Origin of the sequence: Haploplasma modicum ATCC 29102, from assembly GCF_000687835.1 — a bacterium.
GTDB lineage: Bacteria > Bacillota_I > Bacilli_A > Acholeplasmatales > Acholeplasmataceae > Haploplasma > Haploplasma modicum.
Genome location: NZ_JHYB01000002.1, coordinates 325,118 through 351,910, shown reverse-complemented (window position 1 = coordinate 351,910; position 26,793 = coordinate 325,118). Strand labels below are relative to the sequence as shown.

The 26,793-nt window shown below is 27.0% G+C and carries 30 protein-coding genes and 1 other annotated feature; of the genes, 26 read left to right on the top strand and 4 right to left on the bottom strand.

What is annotated here, in order from left to right; translation table 11 throughout:
• Window positions 1-59 precede the first annotated feature (59 nt).
• The gene (locus tag T352_RS0101750) at window positions 60-761 is read left to right on the top strand and encodes an ABC transporter ATP-binding protein (protein WP_026391506.1); all 702 of its coding nucleotides are present in this window, start codon (window positions 60-62) and stop codon (window positions 759-761) included.
• On the top strand, window positions 755-3,166 hold the full coding sequence (locus T352_RS0101745; RefSeq protein ID WP_026391505.1) for an ABC transporter permease: 2,412 nt from the start codon (window positions 755-757) through the stop codon (window positions 3,164-3,166). The genes T352_RS0101750 and T352_RS0101745 overlap by 7 nt, the downstream gene beginning before the upstream one ends.
• Window positions 3,167-3,213: 47 nt before the next feature.
• Here T352_RS0101745 and rpsD read toward each other — a convergent pair whose 3' ends face one another.
• On the bottom strand, window positions 3,214-3,813 hold the full coding sequence (gene rpsD, locus T352_RS0101740; protein WP_026391504.1) for a 30S ribosomal protein S4: 600 nt from the start codon (window positions 3,811-3,813) through the stop codon (window positions 3,214-3,216).
• Window positions 3,814-4,084: 271 nt separating this feature from the next.
• Between rpsD and T352_RS0101735 the strand changes: the two genes are divergently transcribed.
• From T352_RS0101735 to T352_RS0101720, 4 genes are all read left to right on the top strand, one after another.
• Window positions 4,085-4,528 (top strand): hypothetical protein, encoded by a 444-nt coding sequence (locus tag T352_RS0101735; protein ID WP_026391503.1) that lies wholly within the window; start codon window positions 4,085-4,087, stop codon window positions 4,526-4,528.
• Window positions 4,529-4,613: 85 nt separating this feature from the next.
• Window positions 4,614-5,852: a tRNA uracil 4-sulfurtransferase ThiI gene (thiI, locus tag T352_RS0101730; protein ID WP_162151098.1), complete on the top strand. Its 1,239-nt coding sequence runs from the start codon at window positions 4,614-4,616 to the stop codon at window positions 5,850-5,852.
• Window positions 5,849-6,544 (top strand): TrmH family RNA methyltransferase, encoded by a 696-nt coding sequence (locus T352_RS0101725; protein ID WP_026391501.1) that lies wholly within the window; start codon window positions 5,849-5,851, stop codon window positions 6,542-6,544. Before thiI ends, T352_RS0101725 begins: the two co-directional genes overlap by 4 nt.
• Entirely contained in the window at window positions 6,544-7,434 is an 891-nt protein-coding gene (locus T352_RS0101720) for a hypothetical protein (protein WP_026391500.1), read from the top strand. Before T352_RS0101725 ends, T352_RS0101720 begins: the two co-directional genes overlap by 1 nt.
• Here T352_RS0101720 and T352_RS0101715 read toward each other — a convergent pair.
• Window positions 7,421-7,987 (bottom strand): peptide deformylase, encoded by a 567-nt coding sequence (locus T352_RS0101715; RefSeq protein WP_026391499.1) that lies wholly within the window; start codon window positions 7,985-7,987, stop codon window positions 7,421-7,423. The genes T352_RS0101720 and T352_RS0101715 overlap by 14 nt on opposite strands.
• Window positions 7,988-8,027: 40 nt before the next feature.
• Here T352_RS0101715 and T352_RS0101710 point away from each other — a divergent pair, with 40 nt between their 5' ends.
• From T352_RS0101710 to T352_RS0101640, 15 genes are all read left to right on the top strand, one after another.
• Window positions 8,028-8,717 (top strand): pseudouridine synthase, encoded by a 690-nt coding sequence (locus T352_RS0101710; protein ID WP_162151097.1) that lies wholly within the window; start codon window positions 8,028-8,030, stop codon window positions 8,715-8,717.
• Window positions 8,714-9,106 (top strand): hypothetical protein, encoded by a 393-nt coding sequence (locus tag T352_RS0101705; protein WP_162151096.1) that lies wholly within the window; start codon window positions 8,714-8,716, stop codon window positions 9,104-9,106. Before T352_RS0101710 ends, T352_RS0101705 begins: the two co-directional genes overlap by 4 nt.
• The gene (locus T352_RS0101700) at window positions 9,096-9,344 is read left to right on the top strand and encodes a DUF2129 domain-containing protein (protein WP_026391496.1); all 249 of its coding nucleotides are present in this window, start codon (window positions 9,096-9,098) and stop codon (window positions 9,342-9,344) included. Before T352_RS0101705 ends, T352_RS0101700 begins: the two co-directional genes overlap by 11 nt.
• A gap of 67 nt (window positions 9,345-9,411) precedes the next feature.
• Window positions 9,412-9,654 (top strand): 30S ribosomal protein S16, encoded by a 243-nt coding sequence (rpsP, locus tag T352_RS0101695; RefSeq protein WP_026391495.1) that lies wholly within the window; start codon window positions 9,412-9,414, stop codon window positions 9,652-9,654.
• An 18-nt stretch (window positions 9,655-9,672) separates the two neighbouring features.
• Window positions 9,673-9,921: a KH domain-containing protein gene (locus tag T352_RS0101690; protein WP_026391494.1), complete on the top strand. Its 249-nt coding sequence runs from the start codon at window positions 9,673-9,675 to the stop codon at window positions 9,919-9,921.
• A 5-nt stretch (window positions 9,922-9,926) separates the two neighbouring features.
• Entirely contained in the window at window positions 9,927-10,409 is a 483-nt protein-coding gene (gene rimM / locus T352_RS0101685; RefSeq protein WP_162151095.1) for a ribosome maturation factor RimM, read from the top strand.
• Window positions 10,406-11,125, top strand: a complete 720-nt coding sequence (trmD, locus tag T352_RS0101680; RefSeq protein WP_026391492.1) for a tRNA (guanosine(37)-N1)-methyltransferase TrmD — start codon at window positions 10,406-10,408, stop codon at window positions 11,123-11,125. The genes rimM and trmD overlap by 4 nt, the downstream gene beginning before the upstream one ends.
• A 58-nt stretch (window positions 11,126-11,183) precedes the next feature.
• On the top strand, window positions 11,184-11,540 hold the full coding sequence (rplS, locus tag T352_RS0101675) for a 50S ribosomal protein L19 (protein ID WP_026391491.1): 357 nt from the start codon (window positions 11,184-11,186) through the stop codon (window positions 11,538-11,540).
• Between the two features lie 66 nt (window positions 11,541-11,606).
• Complete coding sequence (locus T352_RS0101670) at window positions 11,607-12,611, top strand: LacI family DNA-binding transcriptional regulator (RefSeq protein ID WP_026391490.1); 1,005 nt, start codon at window positions 11,607-11,609, stop codon at window positions 12,609-12,611.
• Between the two features lie 211 nt (window positions 12,612-12,822).
• Entirely contained in the window at window positions 12,823-14,064 is a 1,242-nt protein-coding gene (gene tyrS / locus T352_RS0101665) for a tyrosine--tRNA ligase (protein ID WP_026391489.1), read from the top strand.
• Window positions 14,064-14,909, top strand: a complete 846-nt coding sequence (locus T352_RS0101660) for a diacylglycerol/lipid kinase family protein (protein ID WP_026391488.1) — start codon at window positions 14,064-14,066, stop codon at window positions 14,907-14,909. The genes tyrS and T352_RS0101660 overlap by 1 nt, the downstream gene beginning before the upstream one ends.
• A 42-nt stretch (window positions 14,910-14,951) precedes the next feature.
• Window positions 14,952-15,157 (top strand) — a binding site (T-box leader).
• A gap of 49 nt (window positions 15,158-15,206) precedes the next feature.
• The gene (locus tag T352_RS0101655; RefSeq protein ID WP_035344765.1) at window positions 15,207-16,697 is read left to right on the top strand and encodes an ABC transporter substrate-binding protein/permease; all 1,491 of its coding nucleotides are present in this window, start codon (window positions 15,207-15,209) and stop codon (window positions 16,695-16,697) included.
• On the top strand, window positions 16,687-17,436 hold the full coding sequence (locus tag T352_RS0101650; protein ID WP_035344763.1) for an amino acid ABC transporter ATP-binding protein: 750 nt from the start codon (window positions 16,687-16,689) through the stop codon (window positions 17,434-17,436). The genes T352_RS0101655 and T352_RS0101650 overlap by 11 nt, the downstream gene beginning before the upstream one ends.
• 32 nt (window positions 17,437-17,468) lie before the next feature.
• Window positions 17,469-18,146, top strand: a complete 678-nt coding sequence (locus tag T352_RS0101645; protein WP_026391485.1) for a Crp/Fnr family transcriptional regulator — start codon at window positions 17,469-17,471, stop codon at window positions 18,144-18,146.
• Window positions 18,139-18,621 (top strand): methylated-DNA--[protein]-cysteine S-methyltransferase, encoded by a 483-nt coding sequence (locus T352_RS0101640; protein WP_026391484.1) that lies wholly within the window; start codon window positions 18,139-18,141, stop codon window positions 18,619-18,621. The genes T352_RS0101645 and T352_RS0101640 overlap by 8 nt, the downstream gene beginning before the upstream one ends.
• Window positions 18,622-18,675: 54 nt before the next feature.
• Here T352_RS0101640 and T352_RS0101635 read toward each other — a convergent pair whose 3' ends face one another.
• Complete coding sequence (locus T352_RS0101635; protein WP_026391483.1) at window positions 18,676-20,649, bottom strand: heavy metal translocating P-type ATPase; 1,974 nt, start codon at window positions 20,647-20,649, stop codon at window positions 18,676-18,678.
• Window positions 20,633-20,941 carry an ArsR/SmtB family transcription factor gene (locus tag T352_RS06100; RefSeq protein ID WP_162151094.1) on the bottom strand — a complete coding sequence of 103 codons (309 nt, stop codon included), beginning with the start codon at window positions 20,939-20,941 and terminating at the stop codon, window positions 20,633-20,635. Before T352_RS06100 ends, T352_RS0101635 begins: the two co-directional genes overlap by 17 nt.
• Window positions 20,942-21,081: 140 nt before the next feature.
• Here T352_RS06100 and T352_RS0101625 point away from each other — a divergent pair, with 140 nt between their 5' ends.
• The 5 genes from T352_RS0101625 to galE all read left to right on the top strand — a co-directional run bounded on the left by T352_RS0101625 (window position 21,082) and on the right by galE (window position 26,769).
• Window positions 21,082-23,061 carry a diguanylate cyclase domain-containing protein gene (locus T352_RS0101625; RefSeq protein ID WP_162151093.1) on the top strand — a complete coding sequence of 660 codons (1,980 nt, stop codon included), beginning with the start codon at window positions 21,082-21,084 and terminating at the stop codon, window positions 23,059-23,061.
• Window positions 23,058-24,365: a phosphohexomutase domain-containing protein gene (locus T352_RS0101620; RefSeq protein WP_026391481.1), complete on the top strand. Its 1,308-nt coding sequence runs from the start codon at window positions 23,058-23,060 to the stop codon at window positions 24,363-24,365. The genes T352_RS0101625 and T352_RS0101620 overlap by 4 nt, the downstream gene beginning before the upstream one ends.
• 1 nt (window position 24,366) lies before the next feature.
• Window positions 24,367-24,909: a sugar phosphate nucleotidyltransferase gene (locus T352_RS07315; RefSeq protein WP_232361950.1), complete on the top strand. Its 543-nt coding sequence runs from the start codon at window positions 24,367-24,369 to the stop codon at window positions 24,907-24,909.
• A gap of 67 nt (window positions 24,910-24,976) precedes the next feature.
• The gene (locus T352_RS07310) at window positions 24,977-25,780 is read left to right on the top strand and encodes a DapH/DapD/GlmU-related protein (RefSeq protein ID WP_232361949.1); all 804 of its coding nucleotides are present in this window, start codon (window positions 24,977-24,979) and stop codon (window positions 25,778-25,780) included.
• Window positions 25,777-26,769 (top strand): UDP-glucose 4-epimerase GalE, encoded by a 993-nt coding sequence (galE, locus tag T352_RS0101610; protein WP_026391480.1) that lies wholly within the window; start codon window positions 25,777-25,779, stop codon window positions 26,767-26,769. Before T352_RS07310 ends, galE begins: the two co-directional genes overlap by 4 nt.
• The last annotated feature ends 24 nt before the right edge of the window (window positions 26,770-26,793 follow it).

The window sequence follows — 26,793 nt, the reverse complement described above, 5'->3', positions numbered from 1 at the left end:
AGATAAGATAAAATAACATATTTTGTTATATAATAAAGATAAATAAGGAGGAGACTTTTATGGCAATGATTGAAGTATTAGACTTAGTAAAAGAATATGTAATTGGTGAAAAAATTATTGTAGCAAACAATTTAATTTCATTTAATATTAATGAGGGTGAATTTGCAGTAATACTAGGTTCATCTGGTGCTGGTAAAACTACACTTTTAAATATTTTAGGGGGAATGGAAAATCCAACTAATGGTGTAGTGATGATTAATGGAATTGATATTGCTAAAATGAATAAAAAAGAATTAACAATGTTTAGAAGACATAATGTTGGTTTTATTTTTCAGTTTTATAATCTTATGCCCAACTTAACTGCAAAAGAAAATGTTGAAATTGCAGTTGAAATTACAAAAGATCACTTAAATGTTGAACAAGTTTTAGAAGACGTTGGCTTAGATGACCGTATGGATAATTTTCCAGCTCAACTATCTGGTGGGGAACAACAAAGAGTTTCAATTGCTCGTGCTTTAGCTAAAAATCCTAAGATTTTACTTTGTGATGAGCCAACCGGAGCACTAGATTATCAAACTGGTAAAAAAATCTTAAGATTACTTTATGACACTTCAAAAAACCATAATAAAACTATTATTGTTGTTACTCATAATCAAGCGATAAAAGACATGGCAGATCGTGTGATTACTGTTAAAAATGGAGAAATAACAAGTAATGTTACTAATGCTTCACCAAAACCAATTGAGGATATTGAATGGTAATGCTAAAAACATTTTGGAAAAATAGTTTTAAAGCAATTAAAGATAATATTAGTCGTTTTCTTGCCATGATAAGTATTGTTATGTTATCTTCTGGGGTAATTACAGGTTTATTAGTAACGACACCTAATATGCAAATGAGTATGACCGATGTATTTAATGAGTATAACACCTTCGATTTTAATTTAGCCTCTACAATTGGCTTTGATAGTAATAATGTTTTATATTTAAATGATAAATATGATACTGAGATATTATTTGAAGGGTATAATGTAAAAGATGAAATAGCAACTAAGGATTCAAAAGTTCTAAGTATCCTACTTTATGAATATGATATTAATAATGCACTAATTAATAAATTAGAAATAATTGAAGGTAGGTTACCCTTAAGTGATAATGAAATTTTAGTTGAACGTAAAAGTAATTATTTGGATGATTTTCAATTAGAAGATGAAGTAGTAATTACAGGTATAACTTATAAAATTGTAGGTATTGTTGCTAATACTAGTTATTTTACAAAAGAACAAATATATTCATTTACATCAAAAAAAGCAATAAAGGCAATTTTCTATAAAAATTTTAATATCGATAATTCATTTTATACAAACATTTTTGGACTTGTAAATAAAAGTAAAACAATAAATCAATTTCGTAGTAAGTATGATGATCTAATAGATAGTTATACAGTAAAATTAGAAGAAGATTTAAATCTTATAAAGATAAATAGATTAGAAGTTATTAATCAACACTTAGAACATAAGTTAAAAGCTAGTGATGTGACAAATTATGTCCTTACAAGAAGTAGTAATCTTAGTTATCAAACTTATAAAACATTTGTTTTAAAGGTTGATACAATAACAAAAATTTTCCCACTATTTTTTCTTATTGTCTCAATTTTAGTAGTATTAGCAACAATGACTAGAATGATTGAAGAAGAAAGAACTCAAGTAGGTATTTTAAGAGCGATTGGTTATGATGAAGGAGCAATTTATCGTAAATACTTAATGTATGCAAGTTTAGTAGGAATCTTAGGTTCACTTTTAGGTTATACATTTGGCTTTAGGTTAATTCCTTCAATTGTTAATAGTGCATTTTCAAGCATCTTTTTTGTACCAATACTTAATTTAAATGTTTATTCCTTAAGTAATATCATTTATCTATTAGTTATTATATTAAGTATTTTAGTGACTACAGTTTTTGCTATTAAGAAAAATTTACGCCAAAATACTGCAGCGATGTTACTTCCTAAAGCACCTAAATATGGGAAAAGAATTATTTTAGAAAAAATTCCGTTTTTTTGGAACCGTCTAAAGTTTAAATACAAATCAAGTCTTAGAAACTTATTTAGATATCCTAATCATTTTATCATGACTGTTTTAGGTATTGCAGGTTCCTTAGCTTTAGTATTTACAGGTCTTGCCTTAATTGATTCAATCAAAGCAGTAACAAAAATCCAATATGATGAAATTAATAACTATGATTATTCTGTTGATATTACTAATTTAACTAGTGAGTTTGAAGTTTTTTTAAATGATAATTACAGTAACAATATTGCTATATATGAAACAACACATGTGCTGAAAAGTGTAAGAACAAATGATGATTTTTATGTAAGTCTAATAGTTACTGATAAGCAAGTAAATGAATTTATAACACTTAGAAATAGAAAAACTAATGAGATCCTAGAAATAAGAAATGACGGTATCGTTATTACAGAACAAATATCATATTATTTAAAGCTAAAAGTAAATGATTACTTAGAACTTTCTAAAACAACAGGAATAAAAATTACTGGTATAACAGAAAATTATTTGAATAACTATATTTTTATGTCAAAGGATTATTATGAGGAATACTTTAATGAAACTTATAAACCAAATAAAGTCTTAGTAATAGACAAAAACTTTATTAAAGAAGACGTTAATGATTCATTTTTTATAAATAGTAATGTAATTAATGTGAACTTTAACAGTGAAGAAATTGCTTCAAAGGATAGATTACTAGGACAAGTTATCTTACTTGCAATTGTAATAGTTCTTGCTGCAGTCTTTCTTGCAGTTATAATTATTTATAACCTTACAAACGTTAATATTAGTGAGCGTGAAAAGGAATTATCGACTTTAAAAGTACTAGGATATAAAAATACCGAAGTATCAAGTTATATCTTTAGAGAAATAAATATCATGACCTTAGTTGGAATAATCTTTGGAATACCACTAGGTTTAATACTACAAAGATATGTCATAATTAATGTCGATGAGCCTAATATGATGATGGGCCGTAGAATATCTATATATACATATTTGATATCTATTGTTTTAACAATTTTAGCTACTATATTAGTCGAGTTAATAATGATCATTAAAATTAAAAAAATTGATATGGTTTCAGCGCTAAAAGAACTATAAAAAGAAAAAATAGACCACTTATAAAATGGTCTATTATTTTTTTAGTATTATCTACTGTAGAATTCTGCGATTAATTGTTCGTTAATTTCAGTTAAGAATTCATTTCTTTCTGGATATCTTACGAATGTTCCAACGAATGTATCTTGGTTGAAGTCAACATATTCAACTTTACTAAAACGTGATTCTAATGCATTTTTAACAATAACTAATCCTTTTGAAGTTTCTTTTAATGAAACTTTTTGTCCTGGTTGTAATCTGTATGATGGAATATCTACTTTTTTACCATCAACTAAGATGTGGCCATGGTTTACGATTTGTCTTGCTTGTGCACGAGTTGCTGCTAAACCTAATCTGTATACTACGTTGTCTAATCTTGATTCTAATAATCTTAAGAAGTTTTCACCGTGTTTACCTGATAGTTTTGCTGCTTCAATAAAAGTTTTATGGAATTGTTTTTCTGAAACACCATATGTAAATCTAACTTTTTGTTTTTCGTGTAATTGAAGTGCATAGTCACTTAATTTGGCACGTTTGTTACCGTGTTGTCCTGGAGCGTATGGGCGTTTTTGTAATTCTTTTCCTGTTTCAGAAATTGAATAACCTAAACGTCTTGATACTTTCCATGTTGATCCTGTAAATCTTGACATAACTTTTTCCTCCTTGTTATTTTATAGGCGAATAAAAGTTACCTTTTTATCTTAAAACTAATCTCATTGTCCATTTCATCTTAAAGCAGTAGAAGATTACTTAGTGCCCCTATAGGGAAGAGATTATATTTCTAAGACTTAAGGCCTGCTTTTTACCGCATGTATTATTTTATAACGAAAATATACTAAAGTCAAGAAAAATATAATTTATAGACTTAAATAATAAATATATAGTATAATTAGGCTATAAAAGATAGAAGTGGGGATATTTATGAAAAATAGCAATATAAAAATATATTTATTTGTAGTCTTTTCTTACTTATTTTTTGCATTAGTTTTAACGTTATTGTATATTGGATTCTTAAATACGTATATAAAAGATAATCAAATTGAACTAGTTGATGAAAAAAGTAGTTATGTTATTAGTCAATTATCCCAAACACTTGAGGGTGACTTTAATTATTTAAAGACAAACGATAGTTTAGTTTTTTTTGATAATTTGGTTATAAATAAAATTGATGTTAGTCCCTTAAAAGAAATTGAAATTAATAAAATACCTGATATGAAAAATATTGATGATAGTTTTACAGGACTTAACTATTATATTTATAATACAACCGTAAACTCAATAATTCGTAAATTAGCAATCGTCATTCATGAAAGTACAAGAGATACCAATTGGGGATTATATGATGATTATGCTAGTTTTGATTAATTAATTTATAAATAGAAATTATACATTGTGTAGTTTCTATTTTTCTTTTTAAATTAAAATATGGTAAAATAAATAAGGTGATTAGATGAAAGTTTTAGTAAGATTTGGTGAATTAATGTTAAAAGGAAAAAATAAGAAATTATTTATTAATAAATTAGTTCATCATACCAAAAATAAATTTAAAAATTTAGAAGTTAGTTTTGATTTAAGACATGATCAATTCTTTTTAGAATTTGATGAGAAATTAGAACTAGAAGTAATTAAAAGACTAAAAGAGATTCCTGGAATTCATTCTTTTAGTGTTGTTTATACAACAACCAAAGATTTAGAAGATATTAAAGAACTTGCTTTAAGTGTTTTAAAGAAAGAATTAGATAATAATAAAAAATATAGTTTTAAAATTGAATCAAAAAGAGCAGATAAAAACTATTACTTAACAAGTCAAGAATTTACAAAAGAGATTGCTCCAATGATTTTAAAGGAAACAAATAATTTAGTAGTTGATGTTAAAAATCCTGAAGTAATCTTAAATATCAATATCAGATTAGATCAAGTATTTATGTATTTAAGTAGTATTAAAGGCATGGGTGGTTTTCCAGCAACGATTGCGGGCAAAGGATTACTAATGATGAGTGGGGGTATTGATAGTCCAGTAGCTGCAGCGCTTGCTATTAAGCAAGGAATATTAGTTGAGTTAATTCATTTTGAATCAACACCACTTACACCACTTGAGTCAATTAATAAAGTAAGTGATTTAGCAGGTAAACTTGCAAAATTCTTACCAAACGGTAAAATTAGATTACATGTTGTGCCATTTTTCAAGATTCACGAAGCAATCTTAAATAACATTAGTGATTCATATGTTATTACAATAATGAGAAGAATTATGTATAAAATTGCAGAAACATATGCTAATAATCATGATATTGATGTATTAGTTAATGGTGAATCAGTTGGTCAAGTTGCAAGTCAAACCTTATCGAGTATGAAGGTAGTAGAAAATGTCACAAATATTCCAATAATTAGACCACTTGCTACATATGATAAATCCGATGTAATAGATATTGCTAAAAAAATCGATACATATAATATATCAGTTAGACCTTTTAATGATTGTTGTAGTATTTATGTACCAAAGAGTCCGATTATTAATCCAACAATCAAAAGAGCATTACAAGAAGAATTAAGATTTGATTTTGAACCATTAATTCAAAATGCAATTGATAATATTATGAGTTTTTATGTTCACGAAGAAGAAAAAATTGATTTTAGTATGTATGGCTTTAGTTTTACAGAAAGTTTTAATAATTGGAGAGAAAAATGATTATTTCTAAAGATAATTTAAAGATTAAACATTTAATTAAGTTAAAACAAAAAAAATATCAAACCGAGTTTGATGAATTTTTAGTGTTTGGTGAGCATTTAATTGAAGAAGCTAATAAATATAATCTTATTAAAGAAATCTATACAACAAACAACCAAAAATCAGGAACTTTAATTAGTAAGGAAATAATGAAACAAATTAGTTTTACAGAAAGTCCAAGTGAGAGGGTCGCTGTAGTTAAAAAGTCTGTTTTAAATATCAAAAGTGATAAAATATTAATATTAGAAGATGTTCAAGATCCGAATAATGTAGGTGCGCTTCTTAGAAGTGCCTCAGCATTTGGATTTAAGGAAGTTTATTTATCCGAAAAATCTGCTGATATCTATAACGATAAAGTGATAAGAGCATCCCAGGGCTCAATCTTTCAACTTAAAATTGAAAGACTAAATGTTATTGAAAAAATTAAAGAATTGAAAGTTAAAGGATTTAATATTTATGTGACATTACTGAATGGTGATGAATCAATTAGTTTTGATGAAAAAGCTGTTTTAGTATTAGGAAATGAAGGTAGTGGCGTAAGTAGTGAAGTAATAGCTCTTGCAGATAAAAAAATCACTATTAAAACCTCTACAGTTGAATCGCTAAATGTAGTTGTTGCTGGTTCGATATTAATGTATTTAGGGGGAAAATAATGAAAATAATTAGTTATGTTGATTTTTATGGCAATGATTTAGATACACAAGTTAATACCGCAAAGTCTTTAAGCATAACTAACATTATCTTAAGAAATATATTTGATAAGAAGATATATGACTTAACAAGTGAAGACTTAGAAAACATTAATTTAAGCTTTAAAGATGAAAAAATAAATATTTTCGCACTTGATCCCAATATTTTAAGGTATGATATTTATAATGAAGAAGAAGTTATAAAAGTTTTAGAAAATTATTATAAGACAATTGACTTTGCACAATTATTAAAAGTAAATAATGTTTTTTTAAACCTGCCTAAAATAAATAATGTAATACAAGAGTATGATGCAATAAATTATAGTATTGATAAAATAGTAAAATATGCTAAACTAAAAAAAATTAATTTGTTAGTTAATACAAAAGATGAAAAAACTAGTACTTTTAACTATCTCTTAAAAAAAGCAAAATATTCAAATTTAAGCTTTATTTTTAATCCAAGTCTGATTGTTCAAAACAAAGAGTCTGTTTTAGTAGCATATAGAACGCTTAAAGGAAGTTTTAATTTAGTTGTAGCCAATGATTCAGATAAGAATAACAATCCTGAATTGCTAGGATATGGCAAGATAAATACACTTGATTTATTCAAGCGACTTTTACGTGATAAATACCAAGGAGATATTTTATTAGACGAAAGATTTAGCAATCTCTTTGATATGGGCGAAGAAAAAAGAGTTCCTTTTTACAAGAAACTCTTACCAAATAAAGATAAATCAATTTTACTTAATTATAGTAGTAAAATCTTTAATAATGAACCTAAAAGAGTTCCTACACTAAATGAAATACTTGAAAGTCAAATTAGCGCATTAAAGATTATTTTTAATCTGAAATAATTTCAAATGCAGGCTTTGCATTTTCTAATTTAGGAAAAAGTTTTTCCGTGAATAAAACACCTTCTAAGTGATCGTATTCGTGTTGGAAAACAATACCGATATAACCACTAACTGTAATTTCAACTGGAACAACAATATCAGCTTTTGGTTCATATCTTAATGCTTTAAATTTAACTTTATTGTATCTTGGAGTCAAACCTTCAGTTACTCTATCAACACTAAGACAACCTTCACCACCAGGTAAATAGATTAGACTGTCATCAATTATTTCCATAGTTGGATTAAGTAAAATATATTCATATAATACATTATCAAAATCTTCAACTGAAATAGCAAAAATTCTTTTTTCAATACCTAATTGTGGAGCAGCAATACCAACTGCAGGTCTTAAATCGTATTTTGTCGCTATTTCATGGTCTTGTGAATTTAAAACAAACTCAAGCATTTCTTTTGCTAATTTTTTATCATTTATTGATAAAATTTCTGGAACATCTTTGGCTTTTTTATTTAAAGTCGGATGTCCTTCTCTAATTATATCATCCATTAATATCATAATAACACCTCAGTAGGTATTATAACATAAAGGAGTTAAAATGCGCATTGATAAGTTTCTAAGTAATCTAAAATATGGTAGTAGAAGTAATATAGGTATCGATATTAAAAAAGGTTTAGTAAAAATTAATGATAAGATTATTACTGATAGCCATTTTAAAGTAAATCCTCTGAAAGACAAAGTATTTTATAATAATATTTTAGTACCATATTTTAAAAATTTAAATTTAATGATTTATAAACCAAAAGGTTATCTATCGGCAAATAGTGATAACCTACATGAGGTTGTTGTAAGTTTAATTAAAGATCCATTTGACAAATATGATTTAAAGATTGCTGGAAGACTAGATCTAGATAGTGAAGGATTATTAATCTTAACAAATACCGGTAGTTTTGCACATAAAATAACAAGCCCTAATAGTAAAATAGCTAAAATTTATGAAGTTTTAACTGATAATACAAATTTAAATTACGAAAAAATGTTAGATGGTGTTATAATAAAAGATAAAGATAATGTTGATTTTTTAGCCAAAGCCTTAAAAATCATCAAAATTGGTGAAAATTTATTCGAAATTACAATCGATGAAGGTAAATTTCACCAAGTCAAAAGAATGTTTAAAGCTTTAGAGATGAATGTAATAAATTTAAAAAGAATTCAAATTGGTAAACTTAAACTAGGTGACCTAAAACCTGGTGAATATAGAATTTTTGATGAGGATGAACTATTATGACAAATTTAACAATGCTTGCTTATGATTATTTAGATGAGTTAAGAATGGATAAAAATTATATAGATTACCTTAAAATAAATAAGGAAATTAAAGAAAACTATAAAGATGAATTAATTAAAATTAATGAATATAAAGTTGCCTTTGAAGAAGTATTATCATATGGTACATATCATCCAGATTTTAAAGAAATCTCAGAAAAATATTCAAATTATAGTAAAGAATTATTTAGTCAACCGATATTTATTGAACAATTAAGACTAAATACCTTAATAGAACATCAAATAAATGAATTTATAAAAAAAATAACAAATAGTATTTCATCTTATATTCCTTATCCAAATGAATATGGGATGATTAGTAAAAAAGGAGTTAATAGTTGTGGATATTGAAAGAATGTTATATATTATTTACTTCAAAGGTAATCATATTATTAAAAAAATTGAAACATTACCTGTAAATGTAAGCTATGTTTCTAAGAAAATGAACTATGCAACATTTTATGGGGAAAAAAGTGGAGAGAAAAATTATTTTAACCAATTAAAAAATGTTAAAGGTTTTTTAAAATTTGAGAAGTCGGAAAGCTATAATGAAGAAGTAAATTATCAAATTAGTAACAATGTTAAGTAAAAAGGCTTGACATTGTTTTTTATTTTGTTATAATGATATAGAAATAAATGAAAGAGAGTGAATATAAATGGCAGTTAAAATTAGATTACAACGTTATGGATCAAATAAAAAACCTTTTTACCGTGTAGTTGCAAGTGATGCAAAAGCACCAAGAGATGGAAAATTCTTAGAAATTATTGGGACATATGATCCACTAACAAACAAAGTAGCAGTTGATAGTGAAAAAATTAACAAATGGTATGCACAAGGTGCTAAACCAACTGATACAGTAAAGAGCTTATTTAAAAAATACAACGTATTAGACAAGTAATTGAAAGGGGTGATTTGAATGGCAGTAAATTTTGAAGTTTTAGTAAAAAACATGATTGAGCCATTAGTAACAAACCCAGAAGATGTTGTTGTCAAAACGTTGTCAAATGATAGTGACAATATTTCAATTCAAGTTATGGTTAACAAAGACGATTTAGGACGTGTTATTGGAAAAGGTGGAAAAATAGCAAGTGCAATTAGAACAATTGTATATGCTGGAGCAACTAAAGAAAATAAAAGAGTTCAAATCGACATTGATGCATTTTAAGCTATATGTTTGAAATTGGAAAAATAACAACAACCCATGGAATTAAGGGTGAACTTAAAGTAGTTAGTTTAAGTGACTTTGATCGATTTAAAAAAAATGAAAAAATGTTTATTGTAAAAGATAATCAAAAAATAGAACTAACAGTAGAAAACATTAAAAATCAAGTTAATAATTTAATTGTTAAATTTAAAGAATTTAATAATATAAATGAAGTCTTAGACTTTAGAGGATTAATTATCTATAGTAATACTAGAGGTAAGCTTAATAAAAATGAATTTTATTATGAATCATTGTATGATTTAGAAGTATATAACGTTAATGATAATAGTTATATTGGTAAAGTAACTGATATAGTTGAGTTACCACACGGAAAACTTTTAGAAATATATAATGAAGATAAGAAGATTTTAATACCTTTTGTTGATGAATTTATTGTAGAAGTTACTGATACAAAGATTATGATAAAACCAATTGAGGGATTATTATGATTATTGATATTGTTACGATTTTTCCTAATTTTTTTAATGAATTTTTAACAACATCAATTGTTAAAAGAGCAATTGAAAGTAATATTGTTAAAATTAACATTCATGATTTAAGAAATTATAGTGATAATAAACATAAACAAATAGACGATACACCTTATGGTGGAGGCGTTGGAATGTTAATGACATTCCCACCATTTTATAGAATTATCAAAGAACTAAAAACTAAAGACACTAAAGTAATCTTTCTTACTCCACAAGGAAACCTTTATAATCAAGAAACAGCAACTAAATTTGCTTTGGAAGATAAACACTTGATTTTACTTTGTGGACATTATGAAGGAATAGACCAAAGAGTCCTAGAGTTTGTTGACTATGAAATATCAATTGGTGATTATGTCTTAACTGGTGGTGAAATACCAGCAATGATAGTATCTGATGCTATTGTTAGACTTTTACCAGGTGTTATTCAAGAAGAATCTCACACAACTGATTCATTATCTAATGATCGGTTAAAATATCCACAGTATACAAAACCTGAAAGTTTTGAGGGATATGATGTTCCAAGTGTTTTAGTTAGTGGTCATCATGGAAACATTGATCTTTATAGAAAATACATGAGCATTAAAGTTACTGAAGAAAAAAGACCGGACTTAATAGTTAAGACTCCTCTAAGTAAAGAGGAATTAAAAATAAAAGAAAAATATATGAAAAAATAAAAACTTTTGTTCCGCTAGATAAAATTCTATGAGCAAAGAAGAGGAAAGAGGAAAAATAATGTCAAAATTAAAAGGACAAGACTTACTTAATAAAGTAACAGAATCTTATTTAAAAGAAGTTCCAGCATTCCAAGCTGGAGATAACGTTCAAGTTAACGTAAAAATTAAAGAAGGTAACAGAGAAAGAATCCAGATGTTTGAAGGTTTAGTAATTAAACGTCAAGGTGGAGGTATTTCTGAAACATTTACAGTTAGAAAAATATCATACGGTATTGGTGTTGAAAGAACATTTGCTCTACATGCACCAACAATCGATAGTATCGTAGTTGTAAGACGTGGTAAAGTTAGAAGAGCTAGACTATTCTACATCCGTACTCTATCAGCTAAAGCAGCTCGTATTAAAGAAAAACGATAAATTATGGAAGGGCTTGAAGGCCCTTTCTTTTTATGGTAAAATAATTGTAGCAAAGGGGTGAGATTCATGGCTAATAATGCAACTATATATGATGTCGCTGGTGCAGCAGGTGTTAGTTTAGCTACTGTATCGAGAGTTTTAAATAATCCGGATAAAGTGAAGAAAGAAACTCGTGAACGTGTTTTACGTGTAATTAAAGAGTTAGGATATCGTCCTAATGTGATAGCTAGAGGATTAGCAAGTAGAAAAACAACAACAGTAGGTGTTATCGTATCTGATATGACAAGAGCTTCTGTTGCAGAAATGCTTGGTGGTATTAGTGATATCGCTAGAAAATATAAATACTCTATAAAATTATTTACAATTGATGAATTTGCAGATATTTCTGATGAATTACACAATATTATTGCTGAACAAGTTGACGGTGTTTTATATTTAAATGATGAATTAACTGAAGCAGAAGTTGCCAAAGTTAAGAAAATATTTAACAATAATAATACTCCTTTTGTTTTTGCTAACGTTGCATCTGAAGATCCAACAGTTGCAGCAGTAAATATTGACTATAAAAAAGCTGGTTATGAAATTACGAAAGCAATTATTGATGATAATACAAAAGAAGTATATTTATTATCAACAACTAGAAGATATGCAACAAATGACCTTAAAGAACAAGGTTATATTGAAGCGATGGAAGAAGCAGGACTTGTACCAAATATCTTTAGAACAAGTGGTGACACTAAGATTAATAGACCTCACTTTGAAACATTTTTTGATGACAAGAAAGTTGATGCTGCAATCGGTGTGCGTGACTCAATTGCTGTTTCATTTATGAATAGTGCAATTGAACATGGTAAGAAAGTTCCTGAAGATTTACATGTTGCAGGGTTCCAAAACACTAAATATGCAGAACTTTCAAGACCAAAATTAACATCAATTAATATTCCAGTATATGAAATTGGTGCAAGTTCAATGCAATTATTAACACAAATGATGCATAATGAAAAAGTTGATCAAATCAAGATTATTCTTCCACACAAGATAATTTATAGAGAATCAACAAAAATTAAATAGTCGGTGAAGTATTAAAAGTAAGGTATAGAATCCTAATCAAGAGATCTTATGGTGGTGAAAATAAGAAGAAGTCTATAACTGAATTACGAATACGGAGACATACTATAATGAGTGCTAGATTATATCTAGAACTAAGGTGGTACCGCGTATTTCTACGTCCTTAGATTTTTTCTTTGGACGTATTTTTTTTAAAATTAAAGGAGAATTATTTATGAAATTATATGATGAGTTAATCTTTAGAGATTTAATAAAAGATGTTAGTGATGTAGAAAAAGTTAAAGAATTATTAAATGAAAATAGCATTAGATTTTATTGTGGATTTGATCCAACAGGAAAATCACTTACTGTTGGTCATTTAGTACAAATAGTTAGAATGAAATTATTACAAAATTATGGTCATACTCCAGTTGTTTTAATTGGTGGTGGGACAGGTTTAATTGGTGATCCAAGACAAACTAGTGAACGTCAATTATTGAAATTAGAAGAAAGTTTAGAAAATGCTAATTTAATTAAAAAACAAATTTCTAGATTTTTAGATGAATCAAAAACAATATATGTAAATAACTATGACTGGATTAAAGATATTAATATGATAACTTTCCTTAGAGATTATGGAAAGAATTTTAATATTAATTATATGCTATCTAAAGAAAATGTACAATCAAGACTTGAAACAGGTATCTCATATACTGAATTTTCATACATGATAATTCAAGCACTAGATTTCCTTCACTTATACCAAACAATGGATGTTAAAATGCAATTTGGTGGTTCAGATCAATGGGGAAATATTACTTCGGGATTAGAATTAATTAGAAAAACATTAGGAGAAAATGATGCAGTTGGGCTTACATCTCCACTCTTATTAAAATCAGATGGTCAAAAATTTGGTAAAAGTGAATCAGGTGCAATTTGGTTAGATGAAGAACTAACAAGTCCATATGAAGTATATCAATATTTCTTTAACACATCAGATAGTGATATTTCGAAATACTTAAGAACTTTAACATTACTTGATAGTAATGAAATATTAAGTCTTGAAGAACAAGCAAAATTAGAGCCTGAAAAACGTGTTGCTCAAAGAAGATTAGCAGAGGAAGTAACTAAATTTATTCATGGTGAAGAAGCGTTAAAAGAAGCATTACTAGTTACGGAATCACTATTCACTGGTGATTTTGCTAGTTTAAATGAAAAAGCCTTTAAAACACTAGAAAAAGTTTTAGAAACAAGGAAAGTTGAATTAGATTCATCACTTATTTCAGTAATTCAAGAATTGAAACTTGCAAGTTCAAACCGTGAAGCAAGAGAATTTATTTCAAATGGTGCTATTTTATTAAATAGCGAGAAAGTTTATGATGTTAACTATAAAATTAATAATACAAACTTATTGTTTGATAAATATATTATTGTTCAAAGAGGAAAAAGACGTACAGGTCTTTTAATAGTTAAATAATGGACGTCATATTATTTAATCCACTATCTAGAAATGGTAAAGGACAAAAAAGTGTTGAAAAATTATCAAAACAACTCTTAAAACAAAAAAGAGAGTTTAGATTAGTTAATATCTTAGAAATTACTAACATTCATGACTTTATTGAAGAAAACCAAGTTGTAGATAGATTCATCATAATCGGTGGAGATGGAACTTTAAATAAATTAATAAATGAAGTAAAAGGAAAAGAGATTATTCCTGATATTTGTTTATATCGCTCAGGAACTGGTAATGATTTTGCTAGAAGTATTAAGCATAAAAAAGGAATAGTAAGTATCAAAGAATACCTTAGAGTATTACCTACTGTATCATTTGATGATCAAGAAAAATATTTTCTAAACGGTGTAGGACTAGGTCTTGATGGACTTACTGTAAGTAAAGTAAATAATTCAAGATTTAGAAAAAATAAACTTAATTATTTTCGTCATGCGCTAGAAGCATTTCGTGAACATAAACCAGGTAAAATTACCGTCGATACTGAAAACCAAAATATTATTGTCGATAAGGCTTGGCTTGTTGTTGTTATGAATGATAAGTATTTAGGTGGGGGAATGAAAATTGCACCTAAAGCCAACAGAAATAATGAAATGCTAAATGTTGTTATTGTTAAAGATGCACCAAGATATTTAGTACCATTTTTAATGCCTACAATTTATCTAGGTATACATACTATGTTTAAAAAATATGTGAAAGTAATTGAAACTAAAGAAGTAACTATAACATCACTAGATAGTACTTTTATGCAGATGGATGGGGAAGATTACGAAAACATTAATAAAATAGTAGTAAAAAAGGATAATAACTAAATAAATATCTTGCAATGTTATAAAAAGTATGTATAATTGTTGCTAAAGACTATGAAGGATAGTAGTAATTAATTTAGAATTTTAAGTGAGCTAATGGTTAGTGTGAATTAGTAATTACAATTAATGAACGTGATCTGGAGTTGTTAGGTCGAAGTTATTTGAGGCCTAAACGTATTTCGGCGTAAACGAATTTATAAGTGCTAGGAAACTAGAACTAAGGTGGTACCGCGTAAATTTACGTCCTTAGACATTAATTAATGTCTAGGGATTTTTTTTATTTTAAAGGAGAAGAAGAAAATGAAGAAACAAATAATGATTTTAGTTTTAATTATATCAAGTGTATTCCTGCTTGTAGGATGTAGTAGTAAAAATATTTATACATATATCTTAGATGATTCATATAAAGAATATTTAGTAATGGGAACATCAGCTGACTATCCACCTTATGAATCACCTAAAAAAGTAAACGGTAAAATGGAATTAGTTGGTATTGATATTGAACTTGCTAAGGAAATTGCTAAAGCAGCAGGGAAAAATTTAAAAATAGTTAATAAAGATTTTGACTTTTTATTAGATGATCTAGTAAATAATAAAGTTGATTTTGTAATATCGGGAATGAATCCATCACCTGAACGTGAACTTATTGTAGATTTTTCTGATGTTTATTATGAAGCTACACATTCAGTTATCATTAATAATAAGAGTAAAGATAAATTTAATAGTGTAGAAGACTTAAATAATAACAAAATAAAAGTTGGAGCACAACTTGGATCGATTCAACAAGAAATTGTTGAAGCAGATATGAACCAAAGTAATACCGTATTTTTAAAGAATGTAACTGATCTAATCATGCAACTTAAAGATGATAAACTAGATGCAGTAATTTTAGAAACTCCGGTTGCATCAAGTTTTATAAAAAATAATAAAGATTTATCGCTGCTTAACTTTACTGTTGGTACTGGTGAAGATGGAACAGCGGTTGCGGTATCTGAGGGTAATGTAGAGTTATTAAACTTAATAAACTATGTTATTAATAATCTAATTGATACAGGTAAAATGGAACAAATTATTAATGATGCAATTTTAGGTGATGAAATAGTAGAAAAAAGTTTTCCATTCTCATTTATCTTTAACATCGATTATGTAAAGATATTACTACAAGGCTTATTAATGACAATAGTATTAGCATTACTGTCAGTAACCCTAGGTAGTTTAATTGGCTTATTCGTTGCATTAGGTAGAATAGTTGATAATAAATTTATTAATACAATTAGTAAGGGATATGTTGAAATCATTAGAGGAACACCACTTTTAGTCCAAGTATTATTAATTTATTCATTATTCAAGTTGCCAGTAATCTTAGTACTTGGAATTGATTTATCTAGCTTCATTCCAGGTGTTATTGCTTTACTTATTAATTCAAGTGCTTATGTTTCTGAAATTATTAGAGGGGGAATTAACTCAATTGATACGGGACAAAAAGAAGCGGCATTAAGTCTAGGATTTAATGATAAACAAGTCATGAGAAAAATTATTTTACCTCAAGCAGTTAAAAATATTATTCCATCACTTGGTAATGAGTTTGTAACAATGATTAAAGAAACATCAATCTTTATGTATTTAGGAGTTGCAGAATTGATGTATGCAGCAAGTATTGTAAAGGTTCAAACATATCAAATCAAAGAAGTTTATATTGTTACAGCACTACTATATTTAGTACTTACATTATCAACATCAAAACTAATGACTATGTATGAAAGAAAGTTAGGTCTTAAAGATGAAAAATAAAATATTTGAAATAAAAAATGTAAAAAAAGAATTTAAAAATGGGACAAAAGCCTTAAATGGTGTCAATCTATATATTAATGAAGGTGTTACAACTATCATTGGTCCAAGTGGATCGGGTAAAAGTACCTTGCTTCGTACACTTAATTTATTAGAAAAACCAACTGATGGTGAGATAATATATAAAAATAATAATATTTTAGACAAAGACTTTAATTTAATTGAACACCGTAAAAAAGTTGGAATGGTTTTTCAAAACTTTAATTTATTTCCACATTTAACTATTACGCAAAATTTAAATATTGCACAAATAGATGTCTTGGGTAAAAGTTTAGATGAAGCAACAGCAATCTCTGAAAGTTACTTAAAAAAAGTTGGTTTATTTGATAAAAAAGATAATTATCCTAATCAATTATCAGGTGGCCAAAAGCAAAGAGTTGCGATTGCACGTGCACTTACAATGAAACCAGAAGTTATTTTGTTTGATGAACCAACTAGTGCACTTGATCCTGAGATGATTAAAGAAGTTTTAATAGTAATGAAAGATTTAGCAAACCAAGGAATGAATATGATAATAGTAACGCATGAAATGGAATTTGCAAAAAAGTTTAGTAATGAAGTTGTAGTAATTGATGAAGGTGAGATTGTTGAGGTAGGTAGTGCACTACAGATTTTCAGTAATCCAAAAGAACAAAGAACAAAGAAATTTATTGATAGCATTTCGTTAGACTTCTATAACTAAAAATTTGTGATATACTAAATGCAGGTGATAATATGCATTGTTGTTTAGAAAATAAAAGTGAACTATGTGTTGCTAAAGTTCCAATTTTTAAAACCTTAACTTATTTAGAGCAATTAGATGTCTCAAAACTCGCCAAGACTAAAAACTATGAAAAAGGTAGTTACTTATTTAATCAAGGCGACTTAATTGATTCCTTATATATAATTAATAAGGGAAAAATTAAGATTGTAAGATATTCATTTAATGGCGATGAGCAAGTAATTAGAATTTTAAAAGAAGGTGACTTTCTCGGTGAAAAGAGTCTTTTTAAAAATAGTCCAGCAGATAATTTTGCAATATTTTTAGAAGATACAAGTCTTTGTACAATTACTAGCAAAGATTTAAGAAATGCCTTAATTGGAAAAGAGACAATAAGTTTTAAAATAATTGAAGAATTAAGTGACAGATTATACCAAGCTGAAAATACGATAGAAAATATTAATCTATACTCTGTAACTAAAAGAATTGCAGATGCTTTACTTAAGTTTAAGAGTAGAAAGATTATCTTACCAATTTCTAAATCAGATTTTGCATCAAGTCTTGGAATGAGTAAAGAAACACTTAGTAGAAAATTAAGTGAGTTTCAAAATAATAAGATAATTAAGTTAAATGGTCAAAGAGAAATTATTATCTTAGATAATGTTAAATTAGAAAATTTAAGTTATGAATAAAAAATATAATTATTATTATTTAGATAATTTAACAATACCACTTTATGTAGTAATAGATGATGATAAAAATATTATATACATAAATACAAATTTAAATGATTTTAAAAATGACCAATTAACGGAAATTAACGATAAATATAAACATTCAATATGGTTAGAGTTTAATAATTATTTTAATAATAAAAGTAAAAAAATTAATCTAAAAATAAAATTTAGTGGAACAAAATTTGAAATTGATGTTTGGAATAAACTATTAGAAATTCCATATGGAATTAACGTATCATATAGTGATATTGCTAAAAAAATGGGTAATATCAAACTCTCGCGGGCAGTAGGTAATGCGATTGGAAAAAATCCTATCTTAATTATTATTCCATGTCACAGGGTGATAAAAAAAGATGGTTCACTTGGTGGTTTTAGCTCAGGTATTAACAATAAAATAATTTTACAAAACATTGAAAAGAACTTTAATTAATATTTAATTAGAGTTCTTTTATTGTAAAAAAAAGACGCTAATAAGCGTCTATATTTATTTTTTTATAGTTTTAAGTAATCTAAGTCCACTTAAAATAACGACTAAAGTACTACCTTCATGAATCACAACTGCAAGTGGCATTTCCATAATTCCTAAAATATTTGTAACAAGTAAGAATAAAACAACAGTCATTGCAAATATAATATTTTGAATAACAACTCTTTTTAACTTTTTAGCAACCTTATATGTATAAACAAATTTGTTCAAATCATTTTTCATTAAAACAGCATCAGCTACATCAATAGCAATATCAGTTCCACTACCCATTGCTACACCAATATTACTTGTAGCAAGAGCAGGAGCATCGTTTATCCCATCTCCAACCATAGAAATAACCTTGTTATTATCACGATATGACTTAATAATTGAGGCTTTTTCAGTAGGTAATACATTAGCATGAACTGTAGTAATATTTAGCTTATTAGCAATCGTTTTAGCAGTATTTTTAGCATCTCCTGTGATCATTACTGTTTCTATATTTAAATTATTTAGTTCTTTTATCGCATCAATGCTTGATTCTTTTATATTATCAATTAAACCAATAATTGAAATAGTAATATTATTTTCTTTAAAGATAACAACAGTCTTACCATCATTTTGTAGGGTGCTAATTATTGAATTTATATTTTCATTTTCAAAATCTTCATCAAGTGGTTTGAATATTTGATAATCATTGTTGTTATAAGTAGTATGAACACCTAAACCAATCATATTTACAACTTCTAAATTTAGATTTTCACCTTTATTAAAATGGCTTGTTAGAGCTTTTGCTAGTGGATGATTTGAGTTACTCTCCATATGATAAATGATATTATCATGAAAACTAACATTACTATCTTTTACTCTAATTACATCAGTTACAATTGGATAACCTGTTGTAAGTGTTCCTGTTTTATCAAACGCAACAACATCTAAGTCTGCCATATTTTCTAGGTATGATCCTCCTTTAAATAGAATACCATTTTTAGCTAAATTTGAAATTGCTGATAGAGTTGCTGGTATATCTGTAACTGCAAGAGCACAAGGAGAAGCACCGATTAGTAAAACCATGGTACGGTAGAAGGCAATGTCCCTGTCCCATTTAAATAGGTACATCCCTAGTAAGAAAAATATTGGAGCAAAAATTAAAACAATATTAACATAAATAGGTTCTATCTTTTTGATTAAAACTGCTGTTTTACTTAAATCATTTTGAGTTTGACTAACAAGCTCAATTATTTTTGCTAAAACAGTTTCATCACTATTTTTATTAATTTCAACAATTAATAAACCTTCGCCGTTAATCGTACTTCCAAATACTTGATCACCAACTTTTTTGTAAGTAGGGATAGATTCACCTGTTATGTTTGCCTCATTGATTTCTGAATGTCCTTCAATTATTATTCCATCTGAAGGAATAGAACTTCCATTTAAAACTCTAACTTTATCACCTATTTTTAAAGTATCACTAGCAACTTCACTAAAAGAACCATCTTCATTAATTAAAAGTGCTTTTGACTTGTTAAGGTTTAGTAATTTTTTAATTTCCTTAGTACTTTTTTCACTGGCAAAATCTTCAAGAAAATGCGCACCTGCAAAAATTAGTATAAGTAGCACTGCTTCAATATATTCACCGATAATTAGTGCACCAATTGCCGCAAGTAACATTAGAATATGGACATTAGGTGTAAATTTCTTTTTCTTTTTAGTGCTTTTAATTGTATCTTCAATACCCTCTTCAATAACATGAAAACCAGATAAAAATAATATTAAATAATATACGGGTATAAGAATATATTTATTATTAAAAGTATTACCAAATATTGTTACATTGTTACCCATTTTGAAAAATAGTGTAACTATAAATATTACTAGACCTACTAAATATAAAATAAAAAATAATTTTACATTGTGGTGTTCATGTTCGTGTTCGTGTTCCTTTAATGGAATAATAACTTTTTTACTTGTTTCTTCATTTTTTAATTTCATGACAATTCTCCTCTGTAACGTGTTCGTAAGTTTGTTCTAAGATTAGTGAGACATGATTATCGGAGATTGAATAAAAGATATTTTTTCCAACTCTCTTTGTTTTGACTAAATTATTTTCTCTCAGTAATCTCAGTTGATGTGAAATAGCACTTTGACTAATATTTAAACTTTCAACTATCTCATTTACTGATAATTCGCCATTTTTAAGAGATTCGAGAATTCTAATTCTTGTAGGATCAGATATTACTTTAAATAAATTACTTGCTTTAATAATTATTTTTTCATCTAACATAAATAACCTCCACATATGAATAACTAATCATATGAGTATTTTATCATATATTGAATAATTGTCAATAGATTAATAGTATTATTTAAAAAATGTTATAATATAAATATAATTTATAGTAATTAATTATAAGGGGGATTACAATGGGTGAACTATTAATATTTTTTTCCAGATATTATTTAATTGTATTAAATATGAGTGTTATTATTGTTTTTGCCTCACTAGTTAATTTATTAAATCCTGAATTAGAGTCAAAAGGATCAAAAATAGGACTAAGTTTAATTATTTCAGGAATTATTATTATAATTATGTCTAGTTCATATCGTTTTGGAAATATTTACTATTTTGATTCAAGAAGTATTGTTCTTGGAATAAGTGGAGCTTTTTTTGGGCCTGCAGTCAGCATTTTGCCATTTATTACAGCAATAATAGTTAGATTATTTATTGGCGGAACAGGTACGTATATGGGAGTATTTGAAATCGTCTATGCAATTTTAATTGGTATTGTTTGGCAAAGAATAATGAAAAATAGCAAGTATAATAATAAATTACTTAAAGCAACTATTTTTAGTTTAATCGTAAATCTATTTTCTTTATCGGGTATTATATTCTTTGGTTTTTATAATAAACTGTCGGCGACGGTTTTTTTGACATTTATAATCTATCAAATATTAAACAACCTAATTGGAATAATTGTTCAAATATTACTTTATAAATTTAATGAAAAGAAAATTTTAATTAAAAAAATTAATCATGAAAATCGCTTATTAAATCAAATCGTCAACATAGTAGAGGACTTAGAAATTTATACTCTAGATTCAAACTATAATTATTTAGGTTTTAATGATCATCACAAGATTATTATGCGTTCTTATTCAGGTTCTAATATTAAAGTCGGGGATAATTTTTTTAAATTATTAGATAATCATCCAAAAATTGCAAGTATTCAAAAGTCATTTTTAGAAACAGCATTAGAAAAAGGTGAATATCACTCTAATTTGGAAATAAAGGAACATAATCTATTTTATGAGGAATATTATTATTTGATTAAAAATAATGATGAAGTAATTGGTACTTCAGTCTTTTCTAGAAATATAACTAATGATATTTTACAAACAAAAGAAGTAGAGTACTTAAGTTATCATGATGGACTGACAGGATTTTATAATCGTAGTTTTTTCAATATTTATTCTAAAAAATTTGATACTAAAAAAGAGTGTTCAGTTATTTATTTAGATGTTAATGGTTTAAAGTTCTTTAATGATGCATTTGGTCATAATGTAGGTGATCAGTTATTAATCTTAGTTTCAGATTTAATTAAAGAAGCATTTACTGATTCACTTACATTTAGAATTGGTGGCGATGAAATACTAATTATTAGTGAAACAAATAATCACAATGATTTTGAATTAATGTTAGAAAAAATGGAAGATAGTTTAAAAGATAAAACAGTAAAAAATATTAGTATATCTGTTTCCAGTGGTATTGTTAGAAAGAGTGAAAATCAATCATTAGATGAAGCTTTAAAAGAAGCAGAAGATAAGATGTATTATCAAAAATTAATGAATTCAAACGAAAAACAAATAGAAAATTACTTATCAATAATTCAGTCAAGTAAAAATTCTAGCAAAAAGAAAAAAAACGTATTAAAATATACTGTAGAAATAGGTAGAGAATTAAAGTTTAGTGAAGATGAATTAATGAATTTGAAACTTGCAGCAACAGTCTATGATATTGGAAAAATCGGTCTTGATAAAGAAATTAAAGAAGAGTTCAAAAATACTAATGAATTACCTAACTTAACTAGATATGGTCATACAGTTATTGGTTTTAGAATACTTCAAACATCAAAAGCACACCTAAATGTTGCTTATGATGTACTTTCATGTCATGAAAATTATGATGGAACAGGTTTTCCGCAAAATTTAAAGGGAGAAAATATTCCTATTAATGCAAGAATTATTCGCTTAGCTGATTATGTTAGTAACTATTTTGATGTAGAAAAATCTGAGATTAATGATATAATTGATAAACTATTGAATTTAAGTAATGTTTATTTTGATCCAAAAATAACAAAAAGTTTTATAAAAATTTTGAAACGAGAGAATAGGAGCATAAAATGATTACTAAATATTTTGGTACAGATGGAATTAGAGGAAAAAGTTTTACTGAATTAAACTCAAAAATAGCATTTTCTATCGGACAAAGTTTAAGAGAGACATATAATAAAAATCAAGTTGTAATAGGTCATGATACTAGAAACTCTTCACCGATGTTAGCATATGCAATTGCAAATGGTGCAATGAGTGTAGGTATTAATGTGGTTTTTGCAAAAGTTGTTTCTACACCAATGATTGCTCATTATTCAAAGGTTAAAGAAATTCCTGGAATAATGGTTACAGCAAGCCATAATCCTTATACCGATAATGGAATAAAAGTTTTTAATTGTGGTTATAAGTCTACTATTGAAGAAGAACTTATCATGGAAAAATACATTGACAGTGAGATTATAAAGGGTAGTAATTGGGGTGAGTTTTTATTATCTTTAGATATAAATAAAGAGTACTTAAAGGTTATTGATAAATTAGGATTAAATGAAAGTAGCCTTAAAGTTGTTTATGATAGTGCTAATGGAGCAAACTATTTAATTGCTAAACAAGTAATGAGTAAATATTTTAAAAATAGTGTACAACTTGCATCTGAACCGGATGGTCTAAATATTAACTTAAACTGTGGGTCAACTAATCTTTCCTATATTAGAGAATATGCTAAAAATAATAATATTGATATTGGCTTTTCTTATGATGGTGATGGCGATAGAATGCTCATGATTGATAAAAACGGAGTAACTTACGATGGTGATTACATTATATATTTAATAGCAAATTATTTGAAAAATAAAAACATGCTAAATAAAAATACAGTTGTAGTTACCAAAATGACAAACCCAGGAATCTTAAAGGCATTAAGAAGTAAAAATATTGATTATATTTTAACTGATGTTGGTGATAAATATGTTAGTAAGGAATTAATTGATAATGATTTATCATTAGGTGGTGAGTCAAGTGGTCATTTAATTATTAGAGATATTCTACATTCAGGTGATGGTTTATTATCTTCATTGTTTATTTTAAAACTTTTAGAAGAAGAAAAAATTGAATTAGAAGATATCGTAAAAGAAATAGAATTATATCCATTTAGTCTTGTTAATATTAAAAATATTAATAAAGATGTTTTAAAAGATAGGGAAGTTTTAGATTATTTAGAAAAAATTAAAAATTCACTCGATACCGATGATTTATTTTTAATAAGAGCAAGTGGAACTGAACCACTATTAAGAGTTACTATAAGTGTAAAAGAAGAAGATAAACTTGATAATTTAATTAGTGAAGTTGTTGAGTTTTTAAAAAAGAAAGGTAGTTATTAATATGAATTATTCATTAATATTAGCAGCAGGTAAGGGTACTAGGATGGAGTCTGACTTACCAAAGTGTGGATACCCAATCTTACGTAAACCAATGATTGAATATATCATTGAAAATATGGAAAAATCAGTTGTTGATCAATCGGTTGTTGTAGTTGGCCATAAGAAAGAATATTTAATGCAAATACTGGGAAACCGAGTTAGTTATGTTTTTCAAGAAGAACAACTTGGAACAGCACATGCTGTTTTACAAGCAAAAGAGTTTTTCAAAGATAAAGAAGGAACATTATTTATAACTGCTGGCGATGTTCCATTAATTGGTAATCACTTAATTAATAAAATCATTAGAGCGCATGAAGATATGGGAAATGATTTAACAGTTGTTTCAATGAATGTTGATTATCCTAAAGGATATGGCAGAATAAATAGAGATGAATATGGCCAAATTATTTCAATCGTTGAGGAAAATGACTGTAATGATTATCAAAAAAATATTAAAGAAGTTAATACTGGTATTTATGTTGTAGACATTAAAAAAATTATTTGAAGTTTTAGATTTAGTAAAAGTTAATAAAAATAAAAATGAATACTACTTAACAGATATTGTTGAATTAATGCATAAAAAATATAAAGTAAATTCCTTCTTAGCAAGACACCCTCACGAAACAATGGGGGTAAATGATCTATATAGTATTAGCATTGCTGAAAAATATATTAGAGACATGGTAAATAAACGTCATATGCTCGAAGGAGTATCAATAATTAACCCAGAAACAGTTACTTTAGGGGACAATATAATTATTGAAAGAGGTGCAATTATTTTACCTAATACTACAATTACAGGTAATACTGTTATTAAGAAAAATGCAAAAATAGGTCCAAATACAGAAATTCATGATTCTGTGATTCATGAAAATGTAACTGTTAAGCATTCATTAGTTTATGATTCAGTAGTAATGGAAAATACAACGGTTGGTCCATTTGCTCATTTAAGAGAAAAAACTGTAATCGGAAAAGATAATCGTATTGGTAATTTCGTGGAAGTAAAAAAATCAACAACAGGAAATAATACTAAAGCAGCTCATCTTGCCTACATAGGTGATAGTGAAGTTGGTAATAATGTCAATTTTGGTTGTGGATCAGTAACGGTTAATTATGATGGCGTTTTAAAACATAAAACAAAAATTGGTGATGATGTTTTTATCGGATGTAATGTTAATTTAATTGCACCTGTAGAAATTGGTAATAATGTGTTCTTAGCAGCAGGTTCTACGGTTACTCAAAACGTTCCAAGTGGTAGTCTTACAATAGCAAGAAGTAAACAAATTAATAAAGAAGATTATGCAAAAAATTTAATTAAACCTAAAAAAACAATTGAACAGACAGCTGATGATATCAGCGTGGAGATAAGTAAATGAAAATATTAATTACAGGTGGTACAGGCTATATTGGTTCACATACGGCAGTCGAATTAATTAAAGATGGTCATGAGGTTGTTATTGTTGATGATTTAAGCAATAGCTTTGAAGATGTTATTGATAAAATTAAAACAATCACAAATGTTTTAGTACCATTTCATAAAATTGATTGTAAAAATTATGATTTATTGGATAAATTATTTAAAGAAGAAAACTTTGATGGAATTATTCATTTTGCAGGGTTTAAGGCAGTTGGTGAGTCGACAAAAGAACCACTTAAATATTATGAAAATAATTTACTTTCAACAATTAATTTAGCAAAACTAATGGAGAAATATGATGTTAGTCATTTTATATTTTCCTCATCAGCAACAGTTTATGGCGATCAACCAAGTCCTTTAAGTGAAAAAAGTCCCTTAATGGAAACTACTAATCCATATGGTGAAACGAAAAAAATGTGTGAACGTATTTTAAATGACTATGCAAAAAACAGAAGTGATAAAACAATTGTATTATTAAGATATTTTAATCCAATTGGGGCACATAAGTCAGGCTTACTTGGTGAAATACCACAAGGAACTCCTAACAATTTGATGCCTTATATTACACAAGTTGCAAGTAAGAAGCGTGATAAACTCTTTATTTTTGGCAATGACTATGACACTGTTGATGGGACTGGTGTTAGAGATTATATTCATGTTGTTGATTTAGCTAAAGGTCATTTGGCAGCATTAAATAAAGCAAATAAAGGATGCTCAGTTTATAATCTAGGAACTGGAGTTGGAATCTCAGTCTTAGAGTTAGTTGAAACATTTAAAAAAATTAATAAAATAGATATTCCTTATGAAATAGTTGCAAGAAGAGCTGGGGATATTGCTACAGTTTATGCAAGTTCAGAAAAAGCTTTTAAAGAGTTAAATTGGGAAACTAGTTTAAGTGTAGAAGATATGGTTAGAGATTCGTGGAATTTTGAAAAAAATATAGAATAATAAAAACATAATTTTAGTAAATGT

Excerpts from the sequence above, each read along its gene's own strand:
- T352_RS0101670 (WP_026391490.1), top strand. The coding sequence starts at position 11,607 with ATGGCTAATAATGCAACTATATATGATGTCGCTGGTGCAGCAGGTGTT.
- T352_RS0101690 (WP_026391494.1), top strand. The coding sequence starts at position 9,673 with ATGGCAGTAAATTTTGAAGTTTTAGTAAAAAACATGATTGAGCCATTA.
- T352_RS07310 (WP_232361949.1), top strand. The coding sequence starts at position 24,977 with ATGCATAAAAAATATAAAGTAAATTCCTTCTTAGCAAGACACCCTCAC.
- rimM (WP_162151095.1), top strand. The coding sequence starts at position 9,927 with ATGTTTGAAATTGGAAAAATAACAACAACCCATGGAATTAAGGGTGAA.
- T352_RS0101745 (WP_026391505.1), top strand. The coding sequence starts at position 755 with ATGGTAATGCTAAAAACATTTTGGAAAAATAGTTTTAAAGCAATTAAA.
- T352_RS0101750 (WP_026391506.1), top strand. The coding sequence starts at position 60 with ATGGCAATGATTGAAGTATTAGACTTAGTAAAAGAATATGTAATTGGT.
- tyrS (WP_026391489.1), top strand. The coding sequence starts at position 12,823 with ATGAAATTATATGATGAGTTAATCTTTAGAGATTTAATAAAAGATGTT.
- T352_RS0101660 (WP_026391488.1), top strand. The coding sequence starts at position 14,064 with ATGGACGTCATATTATTTAATCCACTATCTAGAAATGGTAAAGGACAA.
- T352_RS06100 (WP_162151094.1), bottom strand. The coding sequence starts at position 20,941 with ATGTTAGATGAAAAAATAATTATTAAAGCAAGTAATTTATTTAAAGTA.
- T352_RS0101620 (WP_026391481.1), top strand. The coding sequence starts at position 23,058 with ATGATTACTAAATATTTTGGTACAGATGGAATTAGAGGAAAAAGTTTT.
- T352_RS0101635 (WP_026391483.1), bottom strand. The coding sequence starts at position 20,649 with ATGAAATTAAAAAATGAAGAAACAAGTAAAAAAGTTATTATTCCATTA.
- T352_RS0101720 (WP_026391500.1), top strand. The coding sequence starts at position 6,544 with ATGAAAATAATTAGTTATGTTGATTTTTATGGCAATGATTTAGATACA.
- T352_RS0101715 (WP_026391499.1), bottom strand. The coding sequence starts at position 7,987 with ATGATATTAATGGATGATATAATTAGAGAAGGACATCCGACTTTAAAT.
- rplS (WP_026391491.1), top strand. The coding sequence starts at position 11,184 with ATGTCAAAATTAAAAGGACAAGACTTACTTAATAAAGTAACAGAATCT.
- T352_RS0101710 (WP_162151097.1), top strand. The coding sequence starts at position 8,028 with ATGCGCATTGATAAGTTTCTAAGTAATCTAAAATATGGTAGTAGAAGT.
- T352_RS0101725 (WP_026391501.1), top strand. The coding sequence starts at position 5,849 with ATGATTATTTCTAAAGATAATTTAAAGATTAAACATTTAATTAAGTTA.
- T352_RS0101655 (WP_035344765.1), top strand. The coding sequence starts at position 15,207 with ATGAAGAAACAAATAATGATTTTAGTTTTAATTATATCAAGTGTATTC.
- thiI (WP_162151098.1), top strand. The coding sequence starts at position 4,614 with ATGAAAGTTTTAGTAAGATTTGGTGAATTAATGTTAAAAGGAAAAAAT.
- T352_RS0101650 (WP_035344763.1), top strand. The coding sequence starts at position 16,687 with ATGAAAAATAAAATATTTGAAATAAAAAATGTAAAAAAAGAATTTAAA.
- T352_RS0101705 (WP_162151096.1), top strand. The coding sequence starts at position 8,714 with ATGACAAATTTAACAATGCTTGCTTATGATTATTTAGATGAGTTAAGA.
- rpsD (WP_026391504.1), bottom strand. The coding sequence starts at position 3,813 with ATGTCAAGATTTACAGGATCAACATGGAAAGTATCAAGACGTTTAGGT.
- trmD (WP_026391492.1), top strand. The coding sequence starts at position 10,406 with ATGATTATTGATATTGTTACGATTTTTCCTAATTTTTTTAATGAATTT.
- T352_RS0101640 (WP_026391484.1), top strand. The coding sequence starts at position 18,139 with ATGAATAAAAAATATAATTATTATTATTTAGATAATTTAACAATACCA.
- T352_RS07315 (WP_232361950.1), top strand. The coding sequence starts at position 24,367 with ATGAATTATTCATTAATATTAGCAGCAGGTAAGGGTACTAGGATGGAG.
- T352_RS0101625 (WP_162151093.1), top strand. The coding sequence starts at position 21,082 with ATGGGTGAACTATTAATATTTTTTTCCAGATATTATTTAATTGTATTA.
- T352_RS0101735 (WP_026391503.1), top strand. The coding sequence starts at position 4,085 with ATGAAAAATAGCAATATAAAAATATATTTATTTGTAGTCTTTTCTTAC.
- galE (WP_026391480.1), top strand. The coding sequence starts at position 25,777 with ATGAAAATATTAATTACAGGTGGTACAGGCTATATTGGTTCACATACG.
- rpsP (WP_026391495.1), top strand. The coding sequence starts at position 9,412 with ATGGCAGTTAAAATTAGATTACAACGTTATGGATCAAATAAAAAACCT.
- T352_RS0101645 (WP_026391485.1), top strand. The coding sequence starts at position 17,469 with ATGCATTGTTGTTTAGAAAATAAAAGTGAACTATGTGTTGCTAAAGTT.